Raw genomic sequence first — 24,057 nt, forward strand, 5'->3', positions numbered from 1 at the left:
GCGAACCGGCGGGCCTTGCATTTCATCAAGTGAAATCCGTGCCTCAGGCGCCGCGCTTGTCGATCGACAGCGCGCCCGGGCCAAAGGCGGCGAGCACGAGGAAGCCACCGGCGACCGAGATGTTCTTCATCATCATCAGGCTGTTGAAGACGCTCAGCAGGCCGTTGGCTTCCGGCGGGAAGGTCGGAATGTTGATCGCACCGCTATGGAAGACGAAGGCGGTCACGAGCGTGAAGGCCGCCAGCAGGTAGGCCGCAATCTTCGTCTGGAAACCGACGAGAACGGCAAGACCGGCAACCAGTTCGAAGGCGCCGGCGAGATAGGCAAGCAGCGTCGGCGCGGGCCAGCCGGCACCGGTGATCATTCCGGCGGTCGCCGACGGATCGGTGAGCTTGCCGAAACCGGCCGTGATAAACATGATCGAAAGCAGGATGCGTCCGACGAGGACGACAACATTCTGAGACATGGAAGACTCCTGTGAGAAACGGTTCGTTGGCAACAGAAGTATCAGTATTTTCAAAATCATCTAGCCGTTGCGCGGGCGACAGATCGTTCACAAAAATGAAACGCCGACGACCCATCGTCAACCTTCTATCGGCCACTTCTCGACGCAGGACTGCAAGGCAATGCGGAACTACAACGACGACGCCTCGTTCTTTTATGTTGCAACGACGGAGCGGCTGGGCGAAGAATTTCGGCGCGGCAGGGGACGCCGCGCGGGGGAATGTCATGAACGAAATCAACAGGAGCCCGGCATTCTGGCGCTCGTTTCCGATCTTTGAAGAATTCGACAAGGACGCTATCGCCGAACTTGCCAATATCGCGACCTATCGGAAATGGCCGGCCGGCACCGTGATCTTCCAGCGCGGCGACGAAGGCAACTACATGATTGTCGTCATCTCCGGGCGCATCAAGCTGTCGCTAATCACGCCGCAGGGCCGCGAACTGATGCTGCGCCAGCACGAAGCCGGCGCGATCTTCGGCGAGATGGCGGTGCTGGACGGTCAGACCCGTTCGGCCGATGCGACCGCCACGACCGCCTCCGAGGGCTATGTAATCGGCAAGAAGGCCTTTCTCGACATCGTCACCAATCGACGGGAGGCGGCCGAAGCGGTCATCCGCTTTCTCTGCGCCCAGCTTCGCGACACGACGGAGCGGCTGGAAACCATCGCGCTTTACGACCTCAACGCCCGGGTGGCGCGCTTCTTCCTCGCGACCCTCCGGCAGATCCACGGCAACGAGTTGCCGGAAAGTGCCAATCTCAGGCTGACCATGAGCCAGACGGACATCGCCGGCGTGCTCGGCGCCAGCCGACCCAAGGTCAACCGCGCCATCCAGTGGCTTGAGGAGAGCGGCGCGATCAAGCGCAACGAAGGCATCATCGCCTGCAAGGTCGGTCGCCTGCAGAGCATCGCTGACCCCGAGGAGGACTAGACCGCATGGTCGTTGAGCCGCGCCGGCGTTTGCGTTTCACGCCGCTCGCCGGCGGTTGCCTCACGAGCCTGCTTGCGGCCATAGCACTCTATCTCTACGCCGGACCGCTGTTCGAAACCCAGCGCGAGTTGTTCTTCGACAGTCTGACGCAATGGGTTCCTGCCCCCCAGTCGCCCGACCTCGTCGTCGTCGACATCGACCGGCAGGCCCACCAGTCGCGCCCTTCGGGTGAATGGGACCGGACAGCGACCGCCGAGCTTCTGTCGCGACTCGCGACCGCGGGCGCCAAGGTGATTGCAGTCGATTTCGTCTTCAGCGCCGATTGCGACCCCAGCTCCGACGGCAACCCGGCGCTTGCCGCAGCACTTTCGAAGACCGCCGTCGTTCTCGGTTTTCTCGTCGCCGATACGGTGCAGGAGCGGCCGCGTCCCGTGCCGCCGCTGGCGCTCAGCCGACCCTTCACCGCACCCGAACTGTGGTTTCTCGACGGCGCGGAAACGTCATGCCGGGCCTTCATGGATCAGGCGGGTGCGGCGGCGGCCTCGTTTCTCGTCGGCGACGAGGATGCGCGCATACGCCGGGTTCAGGCCTATGCCATCCTCGGCAACGACGCCTATCCGACGCTGGCGATCGAAGCGGCCCGGCAGATGCGGGGCGGCGGCACGCCCATCCTCGGCGGCCAGCCGGCCTGGATGCGCATCGACGGGCAAACGATCTTGCTCGACGACACCGGAAGCCTGCGTTTCGTCGCAAGTCCCCAAGAACGGCTCAGCGAACGTACGGTTTCGGCGGCCGACGTCTTGTCCGGCAAGGCTTTGCCCGAGCGCTTCGCCGGCAAACTCGTGCTGATCGGCAGCAGCCTGCCAAGCCTCGGAGGCCTCAGACCGAGCGCCTCGATGCCGCTCGAACCCTCGGTGCAGATCCACGCCGACATCGCCAACGCAATCATGACCGGCTTCCTGCCGCAGCGCGACGGCCGATTGCCGCTTGCCGAAGCCGTGGCCGCACTTGTCGCCGGCCTCGGCATCGCCTTTGCCGCCACCCGCCTGCGGCCGCTGACATCGGCGGCGCTCGGCCTCTGCACCGTCGCCGTCACGGTCGCTGCAGCTGCCGTCGTCTACGATGGCAGTGGCTGGCTCATCGATGCCGTCAGCGTCTCGGTCGCGCTTATTGCCGTCCTCGCGGTGACCAGCGTCCTGCAATTTGCCCAGGTGCGGCGCGCGGAAGCGACGGCCCGGCAGAAGTTTTCGCAATATCTGCCGCAGTCGGTGGTCGCCCGCTACATCGACAATCCCGGACTTGCCCGCATGGCTGGCGAGGAGCGCCAGGTGACCGCGCTCTTTACCGACATCGAGAGCTTTTCCACTCTGTCGCAGAGGCTCAAGCCGCGGGAGCTCATCGCCTTGCTCGACATCTATTTTGCCGAAGTCAACGCGCTGGTAGCCGACCATGGCGGCATGGTCGACAAGGTGGTGGGCGATGCGGTGCACGCGTTCTTCAACGCCCCGGAGGATCTGGCTGATCATGTCGACAGGGCCATCGATTGCGCCAAGGCGATCCATGCGCTGACGGAAGAGATGCGCAGGCGTCCGCAGTTCGCCTCCAACGGTTTCGGCCGTACGCGGATCGGGATCGAGACCGGACCGGCCGTCGTCGGCGAGGTCGGCGCCGGCGGCAAGCTCGACTACACGGCCCACGGCGATGCGATCAATCTGGCGGCACGCCTTCAGGAGGCAAACAAGTTTCTCGGCACGGCGATCTGCGTCGGGCCCGCTGCCGCTCAGGAAAGCAAAAGGCCGCTTCGCCCGCTTGGCAGCCACGAGATCCGCGGGTTCTCGACGATGGAACTGTTCACGGTCGCCGACTGAGGCGGCGCGCCGTCTGCACCCGCCGCTTCGGATAATGTCGGCGTCAGCTCAGCGCGTCAGGCCGACGCTGGCATAGGCCTCCTTGATGCGCGCCTCGCCCCAGTTGGCGGGCTCGCTCGGGGCGTCCCCGCGATGATGAAACTCCACCCCCTGCCCCGCAGCGACGATCTTGGTTACGCCGCCGCGCGCGACCGAAACGCTTCCATGTTCGACGAAGACGGCAAAGGCGGCCCGGCTCGGACCACAGAAGAACTTGGTGCCGCGCACGCCGATCATGCCGAAGGCCGTGCGGACGGCGACATCGACCTTCGGCAGCCCCTCAGGCCGGTCGAAGACCATGCGACCCGTTCCAAGCTCGAGCGTGCCGCCCTGCCCGGCAATGAAGCTATCGACGAGCAGTTCGGTTTCGGCGCCCAGAAGCACGCGCGTATCCGTGCCCAGGTTCAAGGTTGCAAAACTCTCGGCGTTCGTGTGCACGCGGTCGTTCTCGAACAGCTGACCGCCGACGGCGAGTGGCTTATCCTTTTTTGCCTGCCTCAGCCGGACATCGCCGCGGATCTCCGTTGCCTCGCCAAGGGCTGAGCCTGCCCAGGTGGGCGTAGCACCACCGCCGACCGCCGTCAGCAACAGACCGCCGACGACGACGCGCCGGCTCACCAGCATCTTGCGCATCGACGCTGCCAGATCTTCCATCGCTTATCTCCCGTATCGCTGCCGCCTTGCGAGGATAGCCCCGACGCTCCCGGATGCAAGCGGGCGCAGGGCCGGCCCGCAGCAGTCCCTCGCCACTTCGCCCGAGCTTTCGTTGCCGGGCTGTTCCCGCCGGAACAGCCGTCTCTAACGAGCAGGGATAAGTTCACCGTCAAGAGAAGGGAGAGCTTCATGGAAAATCGCAGCGCATCCGGCACCCGCATCATCAACGCCGTGTTCCTGGCTGTCGTCAGCTTGCTGGCGGTTGCTGCGATCGCACTTCCTTCAGCCCGCGCCGCCGAGCTTTCCGCAGCCGACGTCTGCGACCGCGAGGCAGGCAGCATTTTCGACCTGCAACGCAATATGGCCTTCCCGGCCGTTGCCACTGAAGACATCAATATCGGCGTCGCGCTGTCGGCCTGCCGCGAGGCCTATAACCAGAAGAGTGGCGCCCGCACCGAGTTTCAGTTGGCCCGCGTTCTCGACAAGGCCGGCCAGAAGATCCAGTCGCAACGCATTCTCGGCGAAGCCGCCGAACATGGCCACGCGCTGGCCATGACCAACTATGCCGTTCTCGTCGGCGAGGAAGGCGATACCGCCACCGAATTCGCGCTGAACCAGAAGGCGGCCGCCGCCGGCAATATTCTCGCCGCCTACAATCTCGGCGTCTCCTATCGCGACGGCATGGGAACCTCGGTCAACGGCGAACTCGCGATCGCATGGTTCGAGCGGGCATCCCTCGCCGGCGACGACGTCGCCGCCTTCAATCTCGCGGTCATCCTGGACGAAGGAAAGCTGGTCGCTGAGGACAACGCGAAGGCCGCCAAGTTCTACCGGCTGGCCGCCGACAGGGGCAATGTCGATGCTATGGTCAATCTCGGCCTGATGCTCGAGAACGGCGAAGGCATCAACAAGGACATCCCCGCGGCACGGGAAATCTTCCGCAAGGCCGCCAATGAAGGCGATGCGTTTGCCGGCCAGAAGCTCGCCGCACTCAGCGTAAGCGATGGGTTTGAGACAGCCATGCTCCCCAAGGCAAGCCGCATCAAGTAATCGAACACGCCTCCCAAGGGCCACGCGGGTCGGAGATCCCATGATCTTCGGCCCGCGTTTTCGTTTAGAACACCCCCTAAGAACGCGGCCGACTAGCGGATTTCGCCTGCCTGCGGCCCCCAGGTATCGGTGAGCGCGAAGCCATCAGCCAGCGGATCGAACGGGTCGAGCGCCACCTGGTGCAGACCGAAGGTCCAACCGCGACCGGCAATGGTCGGGATGATCGCCTCGCGACCGGCAACAGTCGTGACCCCTTCGAGGCCCACTTCGAATTCCGAACCGATGATCGAGCGGGACTTCAGGACGTCACCGACCTTGACCTTGCCGCGCGCATGCAGCGTCGCAAGGTTGGCGGAGCTGCCCGTGCCGCAAGGCGAGCGGTCGACGCGGCCCGGCCACATCGTGGTGCAGGTGCGGATCGTGCCGTCAGCCTCGACATCGCGGAACATCACATAGGCGACGCCCTTGATCTCCGGGATTTCCGGATGAACGACGGGGATGGTGCGGTTGACGATATCCTTCAGGATCATGCCGGCTTCGACGATCTCGCGGGCGTTCGCCTTGTCGATCGTGGTACCGATCTGGCCGACATCGACCAGGGCGTAGAAGATGCCGCCATAGCAGAGATCGAGCTTGATCTTGCCCCACTTCGGCGTCTCGACCTCGACGTCGAGCTCATGCACGAAGGACGGCACCATCGTCAGCTTCACCTTTTCGCAGCGGCCGTCGCGGCAGGTGGCGGTCGCCTTGACGAGGCCGGAGGCAGTGTCGAGCATGACGACGGTCTCGGGTTCCTTCATCTCTATGATGCCGGATTCCAAGAGCGCGGTCGTGACGCAGATCGAGTTCGAGCCGGACATGGCATGGGCCTGGTCGGCCTGCAGGATGATGAAGCCGGCATCAGCTTCCGGCCGCTTCGGCGGCACCAAAAGGTTGACCGATCCGATCGAGCCGGAGCGCGGCTCCAGGCACAGGAACCGGCGCAGGCTGTCATCGACCGTGTTGATATGGTTGAGCTGCTCGGCGATCGAGTTGCCCGGGATCTTCGGCACGCCGCCGATCGCGACCTTGCCGATTTCACCCTCGCAATGAACGTCCAGCAACTGGATCGTGCGCTTCCACCGCATGCCGTTTCTCCAACGCGTTTGCCATAGCCTTAGCGGCGACCATGGCTGATATATCAGATGCGCCTGCATTACCGCTTTCCGCGGGCGCCCGCAAGAAAAACCGCGGGCCGCAGCTCGTCTGTCGAGCCCAAAGATGCGGCTTGACGCACGCCCGTCGGCGCGACAGCTTGGGCCAATCGGACGCAACCCTCTGGAACTCCATGACAAAGCTGATCATCTTCACCGACCTGCATATGGTGCCCGAGGGTACAACAATCATCGGCCTTGACCCCCATCAGCGGCTGGCCAACGGCATCGCGCATGTCAACCGCTACCATGCGGACGCAGACCGGGTGGTCTTCATGGGCGACCTCACCCACTACGCGGACCGCGCGTCCTACGAGCGCCTGAAGCGGCTCATCGATCAGCTTACGCCGCCGGTCGCCATCACCATCGGCAATCATGACCGGCGCGAGGTGTTCCGCGACGTCTTTGCCGATGCCGAGACCGACGAGAACGGCTTCGTGCAGCAGGCGATCGATTTTGCAGACTGCCGCGTCCTCCTGCTCGATACGCTGTTTGCCCCGCCCTATGATTATCCGACCAGCCATGCCGGCGTACTTTGCGCCAAGCGGCTCGCCTGGCTCGACCGGCAATTGGCCGATGCCGGCGACCGGCCGGTGCTCATCTTCATGCATCACCCGCCGCACAGGACCGGCTTTAGCGGCATGGACATGATCCGGCTCGCCAACGAGGCGGAGTTTTATGATCTCGTCAAACGGCACGGCAATGTCCGGCACATCTTCGCCGGCCATGTGCACCGCACGATCAGTGGTTCTTCCCGCGGCATTCCCTTCTTGGTCTTCAAGAGCCCGGTGCACCAGCAGCCGATGCCCTTCGACGCACCGGACGCGTCGCTGTCGGTCGACGAGCCGGCGGCCTATGGCATCGCTGTCGTGACCGCCGATGGCGTGCTGGTGCATACGGAGGACTACGAGATCGCTCGCCGGGATGCCGCCATCGCGTAAGGCCATTTCGAACGCACGCCCTTCATGCTAGTTTGACGGCATGACCGAACCCGTATCCCTCGACGAAAGCTTCGATTGCCAGAGCTGCGGCGCCTGCTGCGCCTATTCGGCCGACTGGCCGCGTTTCTCGCTGGAGACGGACGAGGACCTCGACCTGATCCCGGCGGAGTATGTGTCCGCCGATCTCGGTGGCATGCGTTGCGAGGACGATCGCTGCTTGGCGCTCAACGGCAAGCTCGGCGACCATGTCGGCTGCAGGATCTACGCGATCCGACCGATCGTCTGTCGCACCTGCATGCCGGGCGATGACGAGTGCCTGATGGCCCGCGAGAAGCATTTCGGCAAGGCCGCATAACACCGGATCATCCGGCGATATTGCGAACATTCCGCATCCTCTGCGGCGCCGTGCGCGTGGGACGGTGAAACATTCCGCTAAAGATCAAATTTGCCGGATGGATGTACGGCGAAAGGAAGCGTATTTTCCGCCCACGATCGAGGGCGCGCCGCGCCTTCAAAACCGCTTCCCGGAGGATAGCGCTCGATGAGCCAGACACCGCTTCACAAGACCACTGCAGAGACCGGCGCGCCTCAGGCTCCCTTTGCCGAGTTCGCCCCGCCAGTCCGACCGCAGAGCACGCTGCGCCAGGCGATCACCGCCGCCTACCGCCGGCCGGAAACGGAAGCGCTGCCGGCGCTGGTCGAAGCCGCAACGCTCGACGCCACCACCCGCGCGGCCGCCGCCAAGACGGCGCGCAAGCTGATCGAAGCGCTACGCGCCAAGCACAAGGGTTCGGGCGTCGAAGGCCTCGTGCAGGAATATTCGCTCTCCAGCCAGGAAGGCGTGGCGCTGATGTGCCTGGCCGAAGCGCTGCTGCGCATTCCGGACACCGCGACGCGTGACGCGCTGATCCGCGACAAGATCGCCGACGGCGACTGGAAGTCGCATATCGGCGGTGGCCGCTCGCTGTTCGTCAACGCCGCCACCTGGGGTCTCGTCGTCACCGGCAAGCTGACCTCAACCGTCAACGACCGCAGCCTTTCCGCCGCGCTCACCCGCCTGATCGCCCGCTGCGGCGAGCCGGTCATCCGCCGCGGCGTCGACATGGCAATGCGCATGATGGGCGAACAGTTCGTCACCGGCGAAACCATCGACGAGGCGCTGCGCCGTTCGCGCGCACTCGAGCAGAAGGGCTTCCGCTATTCCTACGACATGCTCGGCGAAGCGGCGACGACGGCTGCCGACGCGGAGCGTTACTACCGCGACTACGAGCAGGCGATCCATGCCATCGGCAAGGCATCGGCCGGCCGCGGCATTTATGAAGGCCCCGGCATCTCGATCAAGCTTTCGGCGCTGCACCCGCGCTACGCCCGTTCGCAGGCGTCGCGTGTCATGGATGAGCTTCTGCCGAAGGTGAAGGCGCTCGCCGTTATCGCCAAGAAATACGACATCGGCCTCAACATCGACGCCGAGGAAGCCGACCGTCTCGAACTTTCGCTCGACTTGCTCGAAGAACTCTGCCTCGACAAGGATCTCGCCGGCTGGGCCGGCATGGGCTTCGTCGTCCAGGCCTATGGCAAGCGCTGCCCCTACGTGCTCGACTTCATCATCGACCTTGCGCGCCGCGCCGGCCGCCGCGTCATGGTGCGCCTCGTCAAGGGCGCGTACTGGGACGCCGAGATCAAGCGCGCGCAGCTCGACGGTCTCGAAGACTTCCCGGTCTATACCCGCAAGATCTACACCGACGTCTCCTACATCGCCTGCGCCAAGAAGCTGCTGGCTGCAACCGACGTGATCTTCCCGCAGTTCGCGACCCACAACGCCCAGTCGCTGGCGACCATCTACGAAATGGCCGGCAAGGACTTCAAGGTCGGCAAGTACGAGTTCCAGTGCCTGCACGGCATGGGCGAGCCGCTCTATGACGAAGTGGTCGGCAAGGGCAATCTCGACCGTCCCTGCCGGATCTACGCGCCGGTCGGCACCCATGAGACGCTGCTGGCTTACCTCGTTCGCCGCCTGCTCGAAAACGGTGCGAACTCCTCCTTCGTCAACCGCATCGCCGACCCGAAGGTCTCGGTCGACGAACTGATTGCCGATCCGGTCGAGATCGTGCGCGCGATGCCGATCGTCGGCGCACCGCACGACCAGATCGCGCTGCCCGACAACCTCTTCGGCGACACGCGCCGCAACTCCGCCGGTCTCGACCTTTCGAACGAAGCCGGCCTGACCTCGCTGACCGCAGCGCTCCAGGCAAGTGCGACGGTTAACTGGAAGGCCGTTCCGCAGCTGGCAACGGGGCCCGCCTCCGGCGAAACCCGCGCCGTCGTCAACCCCGGCGACCACCGCGACGTGGTCGGCTCGGTCACCGAGGCGTCGGAAGCCGACGCCCGTCAGGCAGCGACGCTTGCCGCCAAGGCCGCCGCGAGCTGGGCCGCCGTCTCGCCCGCCGAGCGCGCCGCCTGCCTTACCCGCGCTGCCGACCTGATGCAGGCGCGCATGCCGACCCTGCTCGGCCTCATCGCCCGCGAAGCCGGCAAGTCGCTGCCGAACGCCATTGCCGAAGTGCGCGAAGCGATCGACTTCCTGCGCTACTACGCCGAACAGACGCGTCGCACGCTCGGCCCGGCTCACAAGGCGCTTGGTCCCATCGTCTGCATCAGCCCATGGAACTTCCCGCTGGCGATCTTCGCCGGCCAGATTGCCGCCGCGCTCGTCGCCGGCAACCCGGTGCTGGCGAAGCCTGCTGAAGAAACCCCGCTGATCGCCGCCGAAGGCGTGCGCATTCTGCACGAGGCCGGCATTCCCGCCGACGCGCTGCAGCTGCTCCCCGGCGACGGCCGCATCGGTGCGGCGCTCGTTGCCGCGCCTGAGATCGCCGGCGTGATGTTCACCGGCTCGACCGAAGTCGCCCGCCTGATCCAGGCGCAGCTTGCCGATCGACTGTCGCCGGCCGGCCGGCCGATCCCGCTGATTGCCGAAACCGGCGGCCAGAACGCCATGATCGTCGACAGCTCGGCACTTGCCGAACAGGTCGTCGGCGACGTCATCGCCTCGGCCTTCGACAGCGCCGGCCAGCGCTGCTCGGCGCTGCGTGTTCTCTGCCTGCAGGAAGACGTTGCCGATCGCACGCTTTCGATGCTGAAGGGTGCTTTGCATGAGCTCAAGATCGGCCGCACCGACCGGCTCTCGGTCGATGTCGGCCCTGTTATCACCGCTGAGGCCAAGGGCATCATCGAGAAGCACATCGATGCCATGCGCGGCCTCGGCCGCAAAGTCGAGCAGATCGGCCTTGCTTCCGGCACCGAACAGGGCACCTTCGTGCCGCCGACGATCATCGAGCTCGACAAGCTCTCGGACCTCAAGCGCGAAGTCTTCGGTCCGGTTCTGCACGTCATCCGCTACCGCCGCGACGATCTCGACCGGTTGATCGACGACATCAACGCCACCGGCTACGGCCTCACCTTCGGTCTGCACACGCGCCTCGACGAGACCATCGCCCACGTCACCTCGCGGGTGAAGGCGGGCAACCTCTACGTCAACCGCAACGTCATCGGCGCCGTCGTCGGCGTTCAGCCCTTCGGCGGACGTGGCCTCTCCGGCACCGGCCCGAAGGCTGGCGGCCCGCTCTATCTCGGCCGCCTCGTCGCCACCGCCCCGGTCCCGCCGCAGCACAGCTCGGTTCACACCGATCCTGTTCTGCTCGACTTTGCCAAGTGGCTCGACGGCAAGGGTAAAAAGGCGGAAGCCGAAGCCGCCCGCACCGCCGGCAGCAACTCGGCCCTCGGGCTCCACTCCGAGCTTCCGGGCCCGGTCGGCGAGCGCAACCTCTATGCGCTGCATCCGCGTGGCCGCGTGCTGCTGGTTCCGACCACCGAAACCGGCCTCTACCACCAGCTGGGTGCCGCCCTTGCGACCGGCAATACCGTCGTCGTCGACGCGGCTTCCGGTCTGCAGGCTTCGCTGAAGGATCTGCCGGCGAGCATCGCCGCACGCCTTTCCTGGTCGAAGGATTGGGCCGCCGACGGTCCGTTCGCAGGCGCGCTCGTCGAAGGTGACGGCGCCCGCGTGCGCGAAGTCAGCAAGACGATCGCCGGCCTTCCCGGCCCGCTCGTTCTCGTCCAGGCGGCTTCGAGCGAAGAGATCGTCAAGAACCCCGACGCCTATTGCCTGAACTGGCTGCTCGAGGAGGTCTCGACCTCGATCAACACGGCAGCGGCCGGCGGCAATGCCAGCCTGATGGCGATCGGCTGATCGGCTCCATATCTTGTGAAGCGCCCTCTCCCCGTCGTGGGAGAGGGCTAAACTGACTGACATTCCACCAATAGGGCGTCCTCGCCCCTGCACTCGTTCCGGGACAATGGCGAAGTGTGTGCGGTCTCCATCGTGACCGCATCTACCAGAGCACAAGCTGCATCCACCGTGGCGCCGCCCCCAACAATCCGTTATCAGCGTCTGAGAAACGGAAGCAGCAATGTTCACCCTCAAGCGCATCGAAACGGCAAACCAGGACGTCAAGAAGAGCCGGTTTCTGGCCTTTGCCGCGCCCATTACCGATGAACAGGCGGCAAAAGACTTCCTCGCCGCCCATTCCGATCCTACCGCCAACCACAATTGCTGGGCTTGGCGCATCGGCCAGGCCTATCGCTTCAGTGACGACGGCGAGCCGAGCGGCACGGCCGGAAAACCGATCCTCGCGGCCATAGACGGCCAGGAGCTCGACCGCGTCGCGGTCGTGGTCACCCGCTGGTTCGGCGGCATCCTGCTCGGGAGCGGCGGCCTGGTGCGCGCCTATGGCGGCACGGCGGCGCTGTGCCTCAGGGCGGCGGAAAAGATCGAGATGATCGAGACCGTGCGCGCCACCGTCGCCCTCGACTTTTCCGACATGGCGCTGATCAAGGCGCGGCTTCTCGCGCGCGATGTGGCGATCATCAAGGAGAGCTTCACCGACAAGGGGCCCGTGCTGACGGTGGAGGTTCGCAAGGACGAGGCGGAGGCGATCCTCGCCATGGTCGTTGACCTCAGCCGCGGCAAGTCCGTGGTTTCGCTGGACGACTAGCCTCTGCCTCTTAGGTCCGAGAAACCCCATGACGCAGCACCGACCGTAACGAGCGGGTCACTGCCGAAAAATGTGCGCGGTATCCTGCGCCACGTCCCGCGCTAATTTACTCGATCCGAACAGTCATATTAGAAGCGCCCCAGCCAGCGTATGATCCGCGACGCACAAACAGGAGACAGCACGATGAAGACGAGAGTTCTTGGCAAGACCGGCGCAACCATATCCGAAATCGGCTTCGGCGCCTGGCAAATTGGCGGCTCCTGGGGCGATGTCAGCGAGGCAGACGGCAAGCGCGCGCTCAATGCCGCGCTCGATGCTGGCGTCACCTTCGTTGACACCGCCGATGTCTATGGCGACGGCCGCTCTGAAAAGATCATTGCAGCGGTGTTGAAGGAGCGCGGGGGCGACAAGCCCTTCGTCGCAACCAAAGCCGGCCGCCGGCTGAGCCCGCATGTGACCGAAGGCTATACCGGCGAAAACATCGAGGCCTTCATTGACCGCAGCCTTTCAAATCTCGGCGTCGAGACGCTCGATCTGGTGCAGCTGCATTGCCCGCCGACCGAGGTCTACTATCGGCCGGAACTGTTCGGCGCGCTCGACCGGCTCGTTGCCAAGGGCAAGATCCGCCACTATGGCGTCTCGGTCGAAAAGGTAGAGGAAGCGCTGAAAGCGATCGAATATCCCGGCGTTGCGACCGTGCAGATCATCTACAACATCTTCCGCCAGCGTCCGCACGAGCTGTTCTTCGCGGAAGCGCAGAAAAAGAATGTTGGCGTCATCGTGCGCGTGCCGCTCGCCTCGGGGCTGCTTTCCGGCAAGATCAGCAAGGATACCGCCTTCGCAGCCGACGACCACCGCAACTTCAACCGCCATGGCGAAGCCTTCGATGTCGGCGAGACTTTTGCCGGTGTGCCGTTCGAGGCGGCGCTGGAAGCCGTCGAGCAGCTTCGCCCGCTGGTGCCCGAGGGGGTGCCGATGGCGCAGTTTGCGCTCCGCTGGATCCTCGAGCAGCAGGCGGTCTCCGTGGTGATCCCGGGCGCCCGTAATGAGGCTCAGGCGCAATCCAACGCCGCTGCCAGCGCGCTTGCCGCCATCGACGACGAGGCCAAGGCGGCGATTGCCGCGGTTTACGAGCGGCTGGTGAAGGTTCATGTTCATCATCGCTGGTAACTGACGCCTCATCGACGGGGCGACCAAGGGGGCAGCGACATGAGCGATCCCTTCGATCTGCAGCGGTTCGTCACCGCACAGGACCGCGTCTATGCCGCGGTCCTCGATGAACTCGCACACGGCCAAAAGCGAACGCACTGGATGTGGTTCGTCTTTCCGCAGCTTGCTGGCCTTGGCCATTCGGCAATGGCAGAGCGCTACGCGATATCCGGGCTTGGCGAAGCGTCGGCCTATCTCGCCCATCCGGTGCTCGGCCCCAGGCTGCGCGAATGCACCGAACGGACCAATGCGGTTACGGGCAGATCGGCCCACGACATTTTCTCCAGCCCCGATGACATGAAGTTCCGGTCATCGATGACCCTGTTTGCCGAGGTCGAGAAAGACGGGGGGACGTTCGGAGCGGCGCTTGCGCGCTATTTCGCGGGAGAGAGGGATCGGCGCACTATGGAAATCCTGGCGCAACGGCATTGATGCCGGCGTTCAAGCGCTCAAGATGCGCGTTTCGGCGACCGTCAGAGGTTGGGCGTCGAATGGATCAGGAAGAACAGGATCGTGAAGGCACAAACCGAAAGGCCAGCAACAATCACCAGCAGTTCTTTCATCATATAGCGATACATCGGCACCTCCTTTCTTCAGCGGCCCCTTCCTCCTTCATATAGGAAGCCGAGGGACCGATTTTCACACTTCGGCGTCAAAAGATCGTGAACCCGCCCGCGCTTTCGTGATCGGATTCTTGATCGTTGCAGCCCGGCCCATTGCCGCCGCGACACCGCGCGCGCGCAGTGTAAATCATTATATACTAACATATATTATTGTCTCCTAATCCTTTCGAGGGTCAGCGTTGCCGGAGCTCCCGCTGACGCGCGCGAAACAAGCGGCACGACAACCATTGACGAATGGCAGATTGCCTTCTAAATCTACACCCAACGTCAGGTTTAGATAGGTGCTGGATTGTCGTCGCTCATGCAAATTGGGGAACTGTCGGAACGGGCCGGCGTCAGCCACCGCACGATCCATTACTACGAGCGGCTGGGCCTGGTGAAGCCGGCCGAGCGCGAAGGGGCCGGCTACCGATACTATGACGAGACCGCCGCGAAACGACTGGAGAAGATCGCGGCGCTGAAACGTCTCGGTCTCAGCCTCGACGAGATCGCCGCTGTCATCGACCTCTATTTCGAGGGTGCAAGCGGCATCCGGGGCAAGGAGCGCGTGCTGGAAATCCTGCAAGCCCAACTCGACAAGACGAACGCCCAACTCGACGAACTCTCTGCATTCAAACGGGACCTCGAAAACAACATCGCCCGCATGCACGGGCTGATCTCCGAGGCGCGGCAAAAGTAAGCGCGGCACCAATTGGATTTGGCATATGCTTAATCTACACTTGACGTCAGGTTACGCTAATAGGTTCACTTGCCCTACTGGCTCGGCCCGCGCCGACTCCGCTTCCGTTGTCGGCAGCGTCAGCTTCTTGAGCGCTCTCCTTGGCGATCCGCGATCGCAGGGCTCGATCTCATGACCACCTTCCGCCCCCCCAAACCAGACAAAAGGAGCTCTGGACATGCCGCATAGATGCCCTCTCGCGGTCCTTGCCGCCCTCGGCCTTGTCGCCGTCACGGCAACCGCAAACATGGCCCTGGCAGAGACTAAGGCAACGCCAGCCGCGACCGGCAGCGCCCACCCCACAGCCGCCACCATCGGCGCCTTCATGCCCGCCGGTTACCGCGAGGCGGGCCGCCGAACCGCCGTCGTCGATGGTGAAGCTGCGGAACTCGTCCGCTACGAGCGCGCCGACGGACGCAACGCCGCCCTCGGCGGCGAGCACTTCAGCACCGTCATCGCCGACGACGGCCGCCTCAAGGGTTTTGCCCGGATCGATCTGGACCTAGTCCGCCACCCGTTGCCGACACGCGAGGAAGCGCAGGCAATCGCCATGGACTTCCTGCGTAAAGCGGCGCCGGACCTTCTGCCGGGAATGAGGATCAGCTGGATCGACCCGCATGACGAGCCGCTACGGGTTGCCCGCAAGGGACGCACCGAGGACCTGACCCTCACGGGCATGAAGGTCAAGATGCGCAACCAGGCCGACGGCCTCTGGATGTGGGTCATCGTCGGCGCGGACCGCAAGGTCATGGTCTTCGAGCGCGACATTCACTGGATCAGCTTTCCCGGACGCCGCGGAACGGAAAAGTGGCTTCACGATGCCTGGCTCGTCGAGAAGGGCTACAGCCTAGGCCAGTCCTGATCGGCCTACCGGATTGAGGGAACGCGAGCCCTCAGGGCCGCTGACTGCTCGATTCGGATCCAGTGAAGGAGCGGCACCGCGATTTACCAGCCGCAAGCCTGGCCCGCGGAACGCTGCAAACGAAGACACTTGAAGGATGTGAGAGGCGCGTCGCGAAACGCAAGGTCGCGACGCGCGACCCAAGTGGCGATCCGGAAGAACCGGATCTAGACATCATCTATGTCTTTGAAAAGAATGGCGCACCCGAAGAGATTCGAACTCCTGACCCCCAGATTCGTAGTCTGGTGCTCTATCCAGCTGAGCTACGGGTGCTTTTGCCTGAAGCGGTCGAACCGCTTGCGTGAGCGGTTCTCTAAAGGGTCCTTTCGGGGATTGCAAGCGCCGTTCTGTAAAAAATTTCATTTTTACGACGGCACGCCCGCTTTGCTGTGGACCGAGGCAACCGCGCCGGCGCTGAACCCGCTGGAAAGCAAGGGGTGCCGCCGCAGGACCTGGCTGCGAAAAATAATTGAAGGGTGCCACCTCCGCCGCCCATGCGCCAGACGAGCCGCGCGCGGTGGTCGGTCAGACCCCGCCCAAATATGGAATCACCAACGGCTCCGGCTCGACACTCAAGAGGGTGAATGTGCGGCGCTAATGGCGGAACTTCGAACGGAAGGCGTCGAGCGGCACCGGCCGGTCGGGCAGCTCGATGCGAAACAGCGTGCCCGGCGTCGGCTTTTCGACGAGCGCGATCGTGCCGCCATGGGCCAACACCAGTTCGCGCGCGATCGCCAGCCCAAGCCCCGTGCCTCCGGAGCGCGCCGAGCCGCGGAAAGCGGCGAACAGGTTTTCCCGCGCCTTGGGCGGCATGCCGGGCCCGGTATCATCCACGGAAATGGTGACGACGCTGCCGATGCGCATGGCGGAAACGGCAACGGTGCGTGGGCGGCCATCCTCCGGCTCGTGATTGGTCAGCGCCTGCACGGCGTTGCGGCAGATGTTGTGCACCACCCGGAAGAGCTGCTCGCTGTCGGCGTCGACCTCGAGGTCGTCCTGCATCTGGATCTGGAAATCGATGCCGGATTGCGGATCGATCGCCAGCAATTCGGCGACATCGGAGACCAGCGGTTTCAGCGCAACGAAGCGCCGATGCGGCTCGGCCTCGGTCGTGCGACCGTAGGACAGGACCTCGCGGGTGTAGCCGACGGCGCGGTCGATGGTGCGCAGCAGGGTCGGCGCGAAGCGCTTGACCACCGGGTCGTCCACGTCGGCCAGGCGGTCGGAAATCAACTGCGCCGAGGACAGGATGTTGCGCATGTCGTGGTTGATCTTCGACACGGCGAGCCCGAGTTCGGCCAGGCTCTTCTGCTGCTTCAGCGTCTTTTGCAGCTCGCGCTGCATGCTGGCGAGATGCTGCCCGGCGACGGCGAGTTCGTCGTGCCCCTGCGGCGGCACGAGCACGCGGGCCGGATCGGCCGGATCGTTGGAAAACTCCTGCATGTTAGCCGTCATGCGCCGGATCGGCGCAATCAGCATGCGGTTGATGGCCAGGAAGATCAGCGCCGCGGTGATCAGCGAAATGATCAGCGACAGGACAAAGACGTTGCGCGAGTAGACGAGCATGGCCTTGCGCAGGCTCGCATCCTTCATCAGGAGCTCGATCGTCGCATCGCTTTCGCCGAGCGGCCCATAGACGCGGATCACGCGGTCGCCGCCGAAGAGCAGCGTATCGAAAGCATCGCGGATGGCTGCGACGGCTGTGGAATTGGCGACGTCGTACTCGCCCTGGATCTCAAGCGGCATGTCGGTGAGCGCGATCATGCGCGAGGCGTCTTTGCGCCGGATGACGATCGCCTTCGTGCCGGTCGCCATCAGCGTGTCCTTCTGGACGCTGCGCGGCAGTTCGACATTCTGCAGACCATCGACGACGACGGCAGCAGCGGCTGCCGTATTCAGCCGATCCTCGAGCCAGCGAATGCGCATGGTGGCAACCGACGGCGCGAAGATCAGCACTTCCGCCAGCATGACGAAGACAATGGTCAAGAGCAGCAGCTTGCCGGATAGGCCGCGGAAAAACCCGGCACTGGTTCTCAATGCCTCGCCTGCCATCGCCGGACGTGTTTCTTCCGCCATGCCTTACAAACTTTCCTGCCCGTCAACCAAAACGCCTGGGACCCCGTATGAACATCCGGGCCATGGGGCATCGCGCCTGGGGCGCATAATAGGAGATGGCCACCGTTTTTCCAATCGCAGACGGACCTTAGAGGGTGCGGCATAGGCGCGGCTGTCTCTTCGTCTCGTGCCGCCGATCATGACAAAGGATCGCGTCCCGCCCATTTTTCTCCCCTTGCATCGCCGAAGCAAATTTCGGCGCGCCGCCGCCTCGGCTCGACCTACCTGCACAGAATTGGCATCGGTGTAAGTCACCCAGGGAACAGTTCGAGTGGCGGTCCTTGCCGACGACAAGGACAGCCGTGCGGCCTGATCGAGGGCAAGCCTGGAAGGCTCACGAAACAGAAAGCCCGCGGCACCTTATGGCACCGCGGGCTCCAATCACTTGGCGAGGCAATTCGCCGATCAGAACTCTTCCCAATCGTCCTTGGCAACCGCCGCAGCGGAGCCGCCGCCGCCAAACGCGCGGGCGACGTTGCCCATCATGCGGCGGGCGGGCGATGCGACCGGCTGGGCCGTCTCCCGAGCCACGGCGATCGGCCGGGCGGCAACATTGTCGACCTTGAAGTAGGCGATCAGGCTCGCGAGATTGTTGGCTTCGCCGGAGAGCTTGTGGGTTGCGGCATTCGCCTCTTCCACCATGGCGGCGTTCTGCTGGGTCACCTGGTCCATCTGGTTGACGGCAGTGCTGACTTCGCTGAGGCCCGTCGACTGTTCGCGCGCGGCCGTCGCGATCGAGTGGATGTGGTCGTTGATTTTCAGGACCCGTTCCTCGATCTCGCCAAGTGCCGAACCGGTCTCCTGTACCAGGCGGACGCCGGTTGCCACTTCGCTGCCCGACTTCGAGATCAGCGACTTGATGTCCTTGGCGGCACTTGCGGCACGCTGGGCGAGCTCACGCACTTCCTGTGCGACGACCGCGAAGCCCTTGCCCGCATCGCCGGCACGGGCTGCCTCGACGCCGGCGTTCAGCGCCAGCAGGTTGGTCTGGAAGGCGATTTCGTCGATCACGTTGGTGATCTGACCGATTTCGCTCGAGGCCTGCTCGATGCGGCCCATGGCGTCGACGGCGTTGCGCACGACGGCCGCCGACTGCGCGGCACTGTGCTTGGCTTCGTTGACCATGACGGTCGCTTCCTGCGCCCGCTCGGTGGAGCTCTTGACCGCAACCGTGATCTGGTCGAGCGCTGCAGACGTTTCCTCAAGGGCTGCGGCCTGCTGCTCCGTCCGCTTTGACAGATCGTCGGCGGCCGAACGCAGCTCGGACGAATTGCCGTTGATCGAGTCGGTGGTCACACGGACCTCGCGCAGCGTCTTTTGCAGCGTGGAAAGGGTTTCGTTGACGTTCTTCTGCAGCTCGGCGAAGGCACCCTGATAATGGCCGTTCATGCTCTGGGTCAGGTCGCCGGCCGCAAGGCTCGCAATCACCCGGCGGGTTTCGGCGATACCGGCATCGACGCTGCCGACCAGCTCGTTGACGCTGCCAGCAAAGCGGTTGAGGTCGTCGTTCTCGTAGTCCTTGCCTATGCGCTTGGTGAAATCACCGGCGGCAGCGGCCGCAACAACGACGCCGATGCTCGACTGCAGGTCGGCGCTCTTTTCACGCAGTACCGCTTCCTGCGCGTTGAGGTCGCGTACGGCCAGGCCGTTCTGCTTGAAGACCTGAACGGCTTCTGCCATTTCGCCGATCTCGTCCTTGCGGCCCACGAAGGGCACTTCCGCGGTGAGATCGCCGCCAGCCAGTTGCTTCATCTTGCCGGTCAACTCGAGGATCGGACGGCTCAAATGGTTCGTGGCGATGTAGAAGGCCGCTCCAATGCCGGCGATGAGGCCAAGGCCGGCGATAGCAAGAATCGTGATGATCACGCTGCGCTCGAAGGTGGCAACGTCAGCCGTCACGACTTCAAGCGTCTTCAGGTTGATGTCGACGACGCCGTCGATCTGCTCCTGGAACGCCTTGCGGTTGGCGCGATTGGCGTCGGTATTGCCCTGCTCGTTGCCAGCCTGCGGTGAAACTTCTTCGCCAAGCCGCGCCGTCTCGACGCGGAAGGTCCTGAATTCCGCGGCGCGGGCGACCAGCGTGTCGAAGGACGCTTTGGTGTCGGCGGGGATCAGCGGGCGCCAATCGGCGAGCAGCGTGTCGATCTTGTCGAGATTCTTGCGAATGCCCTCGGCAAAGGGCTTGGCCTTCTCGATGGTCGGGGCGGCATAGATGCCACGCGATTCCATGACGACCGCGGTCACCAGACGATTGAGGCGTTCCGCGTAGAAGGCGCGCTTCGCCACGTTCTCGTACTGGTGAAACTTTTCGTTGTATTTACTGACAGCAACCAGCGACATGCCGGTCACCGCAACCGCCAGCACGCTCATGATGCCGACGATTAGATTGATCTTACCGCGTATTTTCATCCCGACCTCCACGGAGTGACGAGAGCTTCCGATTATCGGACATGCCGCCGCCCCATATGCACCGGAGAGACCCTAAAATAGGCGTGGTTAATAAAGCTCGTCGCCCTCGACCGGCATTCTGGGGAGATCCAGTTAGGGCTCCATTTACCAATCTCGGCTAGTTGGCTTTCCTTTTCGCGGCCCGACGGATCGCCTTTGGCGTGTTCGCCGGCGGTTTTTGCGGTGCTGTCGCCACTGAATCGCCGCCCGCAATTGACTTTCCGGGAAAATTCCCCTTATAAGCCGCGCACGTCCGGTCAAGCCCTCCTGCCCGAAATGGCGGAGCCATGTCCGATAACGTAAACGCTCCTTGCTACACGCAAACCCAAGAAGGGCCGCACACCGCGGTATTAAATAAATGAAGCGTACCTACCAACCGTCCAAGCTTGTCCGCAAGCGTCGCCACGGCTTCCGTTCGCGTATGGCTACCAAGGGTGGCCAGAAGGTCCTCTCGGCCCGCCGGGCCCGTGGCCGCAAGCGTCTTTCGGCTTAAGCCGAAGTTGCCCGAAACCAGTGTCCGGGCACATGACGTCAGATAAAGACAAAACGACTGTCGGGCGGCTGAAAAGCCGTCCGCAGTTTTTGGCCGTTCGGGCAGGAGAAGGCCGCAGAGGCCCCTTGTTTCTCCTCGAAGTGCTCGACCGCAACGATCCGGAAGGCGAAGCCCGCGTCGGCTTCACCGTCACCAAGAAACACGGCAATGCCGTCGAGCGAAACCGGATGCGCCGACGCCTGAAAGAGGCGGTGCGGCTTTCCGCCGGGTTTGCAATGAAACCCGGACACGACTATGTGATTGTCGCCCGACGCGAACTCCTGAATGCTCCCTTCGACGCCTTGACCCGGGGCCTTCACGAGCGCATCGAAAACAAGCCGAAACAGAAGCGGCCGCCGGCCGGTTCCAGGAAACTATGATGGAAAAAAACCGCAACTATTTCGTGGCGATTGGCCTGTCCGTGCTGATCCTCATTGCCTGGCAGTTCCTTTACGTCAATCCGAAGATGGAAAAGGAACGCATCGCTGCGGAAGCGCTGCAGGCCCAGCAGGCGCAATCGCAGTCGGCAACGCCGACTCAAGCGACGCCGGGCCAGGCTCTGCCGGGCGGCGGCGCGATCCCGGGCGCCGGTGAAAACCGCGACCAGGCGATTGCCAAATCGGCCCGCGTTGCGATCGACACGCCGGCGCTTTCCGGCTCCATCAACCTGACCGGTGCCCGCTTCGACGACCTGAAGCTCAAGGAATACCGCGAGACGGTCGATCCGAAGAGCCCGGTCATCACCCTCTTCAGCCCGGCCGAAACGGTCGACGGCTACTTTGCCGAAATCGGCTATGTCGGCAGCGACGCAACCGGCACCGTGCCCGGCCCGCAGACCGTCTGGACGCTTTCGGGCGGCGACAAGCTGACCGCGGCGACCCCGGTGACGCTGACCTTCACCAACGAGAAGGGCATCACCTTCAACCGCACCATCTCGGTTGACGAACATTACATGTTCCAGGTGGTCGACAGCATCAAGAACGGTGGAGCCGAGCCGCTCAGCCTTTCCTCCTACGGCCGCGTGACCCGCTTCAACAAGCCGACGACGCCGAGCGTCTACGTGCTTCATGAAGGCTTCATCGGCGTGCTCGGCGAGCATGGCCTGCAGGAACTGAAGTACGGCAAGATCGAGGACGAAAAGTCGGTTGAGCCGGGCAAGGCAACCGGCGGCTGGCTCGGCATTACTGACAAGTACTGGGCAGCGGCAATCGTTCCGCCGCAGGCAACCCCCTACGACACGCGCTTCACGCACTTCACCGACGGTCGCGCCCGCTACCAGAGCGACTACAAGAGCGACGCGATCACGGTCGCGCCCGGTCAGTCCTCGGAAATCAAGAACCTCGTCTTTGCCGGCGCCAAGGAAGTTCCTGTCGTCGACAACTATGAAGTGGCCTACTCGATCCCCAACTTCGACAAGCTGATCGACTGGGGCTGGTTCTACTTCATCACCAAGCCGATGTTCAAAATGATGGATTTCTTCTTCCGTCTGTTCGGCAACTTCGGCATCGCGATCCTGATCACCACGATCGTCGTCAAGGGTCTGTTCTTCCCGCTTGCCAACAAGCAGTACGCATCGATGGCGAACATGAAGAAGGTTCAGCCGAAGATGGAGGAACTGAAGAAGAAGTTCGGCGACGACCGCATGGGGCTGCAGCAGGCGATGATGCAGCTCTACAAGGAAGAGAAGATCAACCCGCTGGCCGGCTGCTGGCCGATCCTCATCCAGATCCCGGTGTTCTTCGCGCTCTACAAGGTGATCTACATCACCATCGAGATGCGCCACGCGCCGTTCTTCGGCTGGATCCACGACCTGTCGGCGCCGGATCCGACGACGATCGTCAACCTCTTCGGCCTCCTGCCGTTCGACGGTCCGGCCTTCCTGCACCTCGGCGTCTGGCCGCTGATCATGGGCGTTACCATGTTCGTGCAGATGCGCATGAACCCGACGCCGCCGGATCCGACCCAGGCGATGCTGTTCACCTGGATGCCCGTGGTCTTCACCTTCATGCTGGCCTCCTTCCCGGCCGGTCTCGTGATCTACTGGGCCTGGAACAACACGCTTTCGGTGCTGCAGCAGTCGATCATCATGAAGCGCCAGGGCGTGAAGATCGAGCTCTTCGACAATCTCAAGGGCCTGTTCTCGAAGAAGCCCAAACCGGCGGAATGACGCCAGCCGGTACCACAATCGCAGAGCCCCGGACTTCGGTCCGGGGCTTTTTTTGTTTCCACGCCGCGGCGCGACACGCGGATGGCGTTGACGCGGACGTGCGGTCCGGGCATCTGGCGTTATTGAAATCAGCGCGCCCCTGCTCCAGGACAATTTGTCATGACCGACCCGCCGGCCACCTCCGCCCCGTTCGCCGCCAACGAGAAGCTTGGCGCCCTGCTCGTCTTCGGCTCGGCCTTCTTCTGGAGCTTTGGCGGCGCGATTGCGCGGTTCCTGCACATTTCCGACAGCTGGACGATCGTCTTCTGGCGCTGCCTGTTTGCCGGCCTGTTCCTGCTCGCCTTCATGCTGGTGCGTGACGGACCGCGCGGCACGGTGGCCCTGTTCAAGGGCATGGGTTGGCCGGGCATCGCCGTCGGGCTCTGTTTCACCATCGCCTCGACCTCCTTCATCATTGCGATCTCCTACACGACGATCGCCAATGTCGTTCTGCTCGGCGCCGGGGTGCCGCTGTTTGCGGCGCTGATGAGCTGGGTGCTGTTTCGCGAGCGGGTATCGCGCTTCACCTGGGGCGCGATCACCGCCGTCATTTTCGGCGTCGGGATCATGGTCTCGGAAAGCCTGACGGGAACAATGTCACCGGTCGGCGATGCGCTGGCGCTGCTGATCCCCGTCGTCTTCGCGCTGGCAACCGTCATTACCCGCCGATACCCGCATGTGCGCATGACGCCGGCGACCTGCTTCGGCTGCTTTGCCGCAAGCGGCATTGCCGCCAGTCAGTCCTCGGGCCTGGCAGTGACTGGAGGCGAGCTCGCGCTGCTCTTCGTCTTCGGCGCCTTCAACCTCGGGCTTGGCATGGCGCTCTTCGTGACCGGTGCCCGGCTGGTGCCCTCGGCGCTGGCCGCGCTGCTCGGGACGGCGGAAACCGTGCTGGGGCCGCTCTGGGTCGCGATCATCCATGGCGAGGTGCCGAGCAGCCGGACGATCGTCGGCGGCACCTTCATTCTTCTGGCGCTGCTGGCCTACCTGCTCAACGAATTCCGGCGGACGCAAACCATCCCCACACGGCCGGTCCGCACGCCGACGCCTTGACATCCACGGCCAAAACCTT

At 63.7% G+C, this 24,057-nt stretch carries 20 protein-coding genes, 1 tRNA gene and 1 pseudogene; 16 read left to right on the top strand and 6 right to left on the bottom strand.

Annotated features, from left to right (window positions below):
- Positions 1-43 precede the first annotated feature (43 nt).
- Positions 44-466 carry a DoxX family protein gene (locus tag IB272_RS03395; protein WP_034797251.1) on the bottom strand — a complete coding sequence of 141 codons (423 nt, stop codon included), beginning with the start codon at positions 464-466 and terminating at the stop codon, positions 44-46.
- 263 nt (positions 467-729) lie between these two features.
- Between IB272_RS03395 and IB272_RS03400 the strand changes: the two genes are divergently transcribed.
- Together IB272_RS03400 and IB272_RS03405 are read left to right on the top strand one after the other, a co-directional pair.
- On the top strand, positions 730-1,434 hold the full coding sequence (locus tag IB272_RS03400) for a Crp/Fnr family transcriptional regulator (protein ID WP_034797255.1): 705 nt from the start codon (positions 730-732) through the stop codon (positions 1,432-1,434).
- Positions 1,435-1,439: 5 nt separating this feature from the next.
- Positions 1,440-3,302 carry a CHASE2 domain-containing protein gene (locus tag IB272_RS03405; RefSeq protein WP_060581833.1) on the top strand — a complete coding sequence of 621 codons (1,863 nt, stop codon included), beginning with the start codon at positions 1,440-1,442 and terminating at the stop codon, positions 3,300-3,302.
- Between the two features lie 48 nt (positions 3,303-3,350).
- Here the strand turns inward: IB272_RS03405 and IB272_RS03410 are convergent, their stop codons facing one another.
- Positions 3,351-3,974: a FecR family protein gene (locus tag IB272_RS03410; RefSeq protein WP_060581903.1), complete on the bottom strand. Its 624-nt coding sequence runs from the start codon at positions 3,972-3,974 to the stop codon at positions 3,351-3,353.
- Between the two features lie 210 nt (positions 3,975-4,184).
- Here IB272_RS03410 and IB272_RS35555 point away from each other — a divergent pair.
- Both IB272_RS35555 and IB272_RS35560 read left to right on the top strand, forming a co-directional pair.
- Positions 4,185-4,730, top strand: a pseudogene (locus tag IB272_RS35555) (sel1 repeat family protein); the annotation flags it as partial.
- Positions 4,707-5,045 (top strand): tetratricopeptide repeat protein, encoded by a 339-nt coding sequence (locus IB272_RS35560; RefSeq protein ID WP_309139233.1) that lies wholly within the window; start codon positions 4,707-4,709, stop codon positions 5,043-5,045. The pseudogene IB272_RS35555 and the gene IB272_RS35560, both read left to right, overlap by 24 nt.
- A gap of 92 nt (positions 5,046-5,137) precedes the next feature.
- Here the strand turns inward: IB272_RS35560 and IB272_RS03420 are convergent, their stop codons facing one another.
- Positions 5,138-6,172, bottom strand: a complete 1,035-nt coding sequence (locus tag IB272_RS03420; RefSeq protein ID WP_060581832.1) for a proline racemase family protein — start codon at positions 6,170-6,172, stop codon at positions 5,138-5,140.
- Positions 6,173-6,372: 200 nt separating this feature from the next.
- Here IB272_RS03420 and IB272_RS03425 point away from each other — a divergent pair, with 200 nt between their 5' ends.
- From IB272_RS03425 to IB272_RS03460, 8 genes are all read left to right on the top strand, one after another.
- Entirely contained in the window at positions 6,373-7,179 is an 807-nt protein-coding gene (locus IB272_RS03425) for a phosphodiesterase (protein WP_192444212.1), read from the top strand.
- A 40-nt stretch (positions 7,180-7,219) separates the two neighbouring features.
- Positions 7,220-7,534 carry a YkgJ family cysteine cluster protein gene (locus tag IB272_RS03430; protein WP_060581831.1) on the top strand — a complete coding sequence of 105 codons (315 nt, stop codon included), beginning with the start codon at positions 7,220-7,222 and terminating at the stop codon, positions 7,532-7,534.
- Between the two features lie 186 nt (positions 7,535-7,720).
- The gene (gene putA, locus IB272_RS03435) at positions 7,721-11,428 is read left to right on the top strand and encodes a trifunctional transcriptional regulator/proline dehydrogenase/L-glutamate gamma-semialdehyde dehydrogenase (RefSeq protein ID WP_060581830.1); all 3,708 of its coding nucleotides are present in this window, start codon (positions 7,721-7,723) and stop codon (positions 11,426-11,428) included.
- Positions 11,429-11,648: 220 nt separating this feature from the next.
- Positions 11,649-12,233, top strand: a complete 585-nt coding sequence (locus IB272_RS03440; RefSeq protein ID WP_060581829.1) for a YigZ family protein — start codon at positions 11,649-11,651, stop codon at positions 12,231-12,233.
- A 183-nt stretch (positions 12,234-12,416) separates the two neighbouring features.
- Positions 12,417-13,403, top strand: coding sequence for an aldo/keto reductase (locus IB272_RS03445; RefSeq protein ID WP_060581828.1), 987 nt, complete (start codon positions 12,417-12,419; stop codon positions 13,401-13,403).
- Positions 13,404-13,442: 39 nt separating this feature from the next.
- Positions 13,443-13,874 (top strand): DUF1810 domain-containing protein, encoded by a 432-nt coding sequence (locus tag IB272_RS03450; protein WP_060581827.1) that lies wholly within the window; start codon positions 13,443-13,445, stop codon positions 13,872-13,874.
- A 492-nt stretch (positions 13,875-14,366) separates the two neighbouring features.
- Positions 14,367-14,744 (top strand): MerR family transcriptional regulator, encoded by a 378-nt coding sequence (locus IB272_RS03455; protein ID WP_060581826.1) that lies wholly within the window; start codon positions 14,367-14,369, stop codon positions 14,742-14,744.
- Between the two features lie 217 nt (positions 14,745-14,961).
- Positions 14,962-15,645, top strand: coding sequence for a hypothetical protein (locus IB272_RS03460; RefSeq protein WP_113135395.1), 684 nt, complete (start codon positions 14,962-14,964; stop codon positions 15,643-15,645).
- A 235-nt stretch (positions 15,646-15,880) separates the two neighbouring features.
- On the opposite strand, the gene IB272_RS03465 is transcribed toward IB272_RS03460, so the two are convergent.
- From IB272_RS03465 to IB272_RS03475, 3 genes are all read right to left on the bottom strand, one after another.
- Positions 15,881-15,957: transfer RNA gene (locus tag IB272_RS03465), tRNA-Arg, on the bottom strand.
- A gap of 321 nt (positions 15,958-16,278) precedes the next feature.
- Positions 16,279-17,760, bottom strand: a complete 1,482-nt coding sequence (locus tag IB272_RS03470; RefSeq protein WP_034797295.1) for a HAMP domain-containing sensor histidine kinase — start codon at positions 17,758-17,760, stop codon at positions 16,279-16,281.
- Positions 17,761-18,204: 444 nt separating this feature from the next.
- Positions 18,205-20,208 carry a methyl-accepting chemotaxis protein gene (locus tag IB272_RS03475; protein ID WP_060519826.1) on the bottom strand — a complete coding sequence of 668 codons (2,004 nt, stop codon included), beginning with the start codon at positions 20,206-20,208 and terminating at the stop codon, positions 18,205-18,207.
- Between the two features lie 397 nt (positions 20,209-20,605).
- Here IB272_RS03475 and rpmH point away from each other — a divergent pair, with 397 nt between their 5' ends.
- The 4 genes from rpmH to IB272_RS03495 all read left to right on the top strand — a co-directional run bounded on the left by rpmH (position 20,606) and on the right by IB272_RS03495 (position 24,038).
- Entirely contained in the window at positions 20,606-20,740 is a 135-nt protein-coding gene (rpmH, locus tag IB272_RS03480) for a 50S ribosomal protein L34 (protein ID WP_060519824.1), read from the top strand.
- Between the two features lie 20 nt (positions 20,741-20,760).
- Positions 20,761-21,159, top strand: coding sequence for a ribonuclease P protein component (gene rnpA, locus IB272_RS03485; RefSeq protein ID WP_034797300.1), 399 nt, complete (start codon positions 20,761-20,763; stop codon positions 21,157-21,159).
- Positions 21,159-22,946 (top strand): membrane protein insertase YidC, encoded by a 1,788-nt coding sequence (yidC, locus tag IB272_RS03490; protein WP_162732973.1) that lies wholly within the window; start codon positions 21,159-21,161, stop codon positions 22,944-22,946. The genes rnpA and yidC overlap by 1 nt, the downstream gene beginning before the upstream one ends.
- Before the next feature lie 159 nt (positions 22,947-23,105).
- A complete protein-coding gene (locus IB272_RS03495; protein WP_060581823.1) occupies positions 23,106-24,038 on the top strand; it encodes a DMT family transporter in 933 nt (310 codons plus the stop codon).
- Positions 24,039-24,057: the final 19 nt, after the last annotated feature.

Origin of the sequence: Ensifer sp. ENS08, assembly GCF_014852195.1 — a bacterium.
Classification (GTDB): Bacteria; Pseudomonadota; Alphaproteobacteria; order Rhizobiales; family Rhizobiaceae; genus Ensifer; species Ensifer adhaerens.

Coding starts and splice junctions, on each gene's coding strand:
- IB272_RS03395 (WP_034797251.1), bottom strand. CDS start 466: ATGTCTCAGAATGTTGTCGTCCTCGTCGGACGCATCCTGCTTTCGATC.
- IB272_RS03400 (WP_034797255.1), top strand. CDS start 730: ATGAACGAAATCAACAGGAGCCCGGCATTCTGGCGCTCGTTTCCGATC.
- IB272_RS03405 (WP_060581833.1), top strand. CDS start 1,440: ATGGTCGTTGAGCCGCGCCGGCGTTTGCGTTTCACGCCGCTCGCCGGC.
- IB272_RS03410 (WP_060581903.1), bottom strand. CDS start 3,974: ATGCGCAAGATGCTGGTGAGCCGGCGCGTCGTCGTCGGCGGTCTGTTG.
- IB272_RS03420 (WP_060581832.1), bottom strand. CDS start 6,172: ATGCGGTGGAAGCGCACGATCCAGTTGCTGGACGTTCATTGCGAGGGT.
- IB272_RS03425 (WP_192444212.1), top strand. CDS start 6,373: ATGACAAAGCTGATCATCTTCACCGACCTGCATATGGTGCCCGAGGGT.
- IB272_RS03430 (WP_060581831.1), top strand. CDS start 7,220: ATGACCGAACCCGTATCCCTCGACGAAAGCTTCGATTGCCAGAGCTGC.
- putA (WP_060581830.1), top strand. CDS start 7,721: ATGAGCCAGACACCGCTTCACAAGACCACTGCAGAGACCGGCGCGCCT.
- IB272_RS03440 (WP_060581829.1), top strand. CDS start 11,649: ATGTTCACCCTCAAGCGCATCGAAACGGCAAACCAGGACGTCAAGAAG.
- IB272_RS03445 (WP_060581828.1), top strand. CDS start 12,417: ATGAAGACGAGAGTTCTTGGCAAGACCGGCGCAACCATATCCGAAATC.
- IB272_RS03450 (WP_060581827.1), top strand. CDS start 13,443: ATGAGCGATCCCTTCGATCTGCAGCGGTTCGTCACCGCACAGGACCGC.
- IB272_RS03455 (WP_060581826.1), top strand. CDS start 14,367: ATGCAAATTGGGGAACTGTCGGAACGGGCCGGCGTCAGCCACCGCACG.
- IB272_RS03460 (WP_113135395.1), top strand. CDS start 14,962: ATGCCGCATAGATGCCCTCTCGCGGTCCTTGCCGCCCTCGGCCTTGTC.
- IB272_RS03470 (WP_034797295.1), bottom strand. CDS start 17,760: ATGGCGGAAGAAACACGTCCGGCGATGGCAGGCGAGGCATTGAGAACC.
- IB272_RS03475 (WP_060519826.1), bottom strand. CDS start 20,208: ATGAAAATACGCGGTAAGATCAATCTAATCGTCGGCATCATGAGCGTG.
- rpmH (WP_060519824.1), top strand. CDS start 20,606: ATGAAGCGTACCTACCAACCGTCCAAGCTTGTCCGCAAGCGTCGCCAC.
- yidC (WP_162732973.1), top strand. CDS start 21,159: ATGGAAAAAAACCGCAACTATTTCGTGGCGATTGGCCTGTCCGTGCTG.
- IB272_RS03495 (WP_060581823.1), top strand. CDS start 23,106: ATGACCGACCCGCCGGCCACCTCCGCCCCGTTCGCCGCCAACGAGAAG.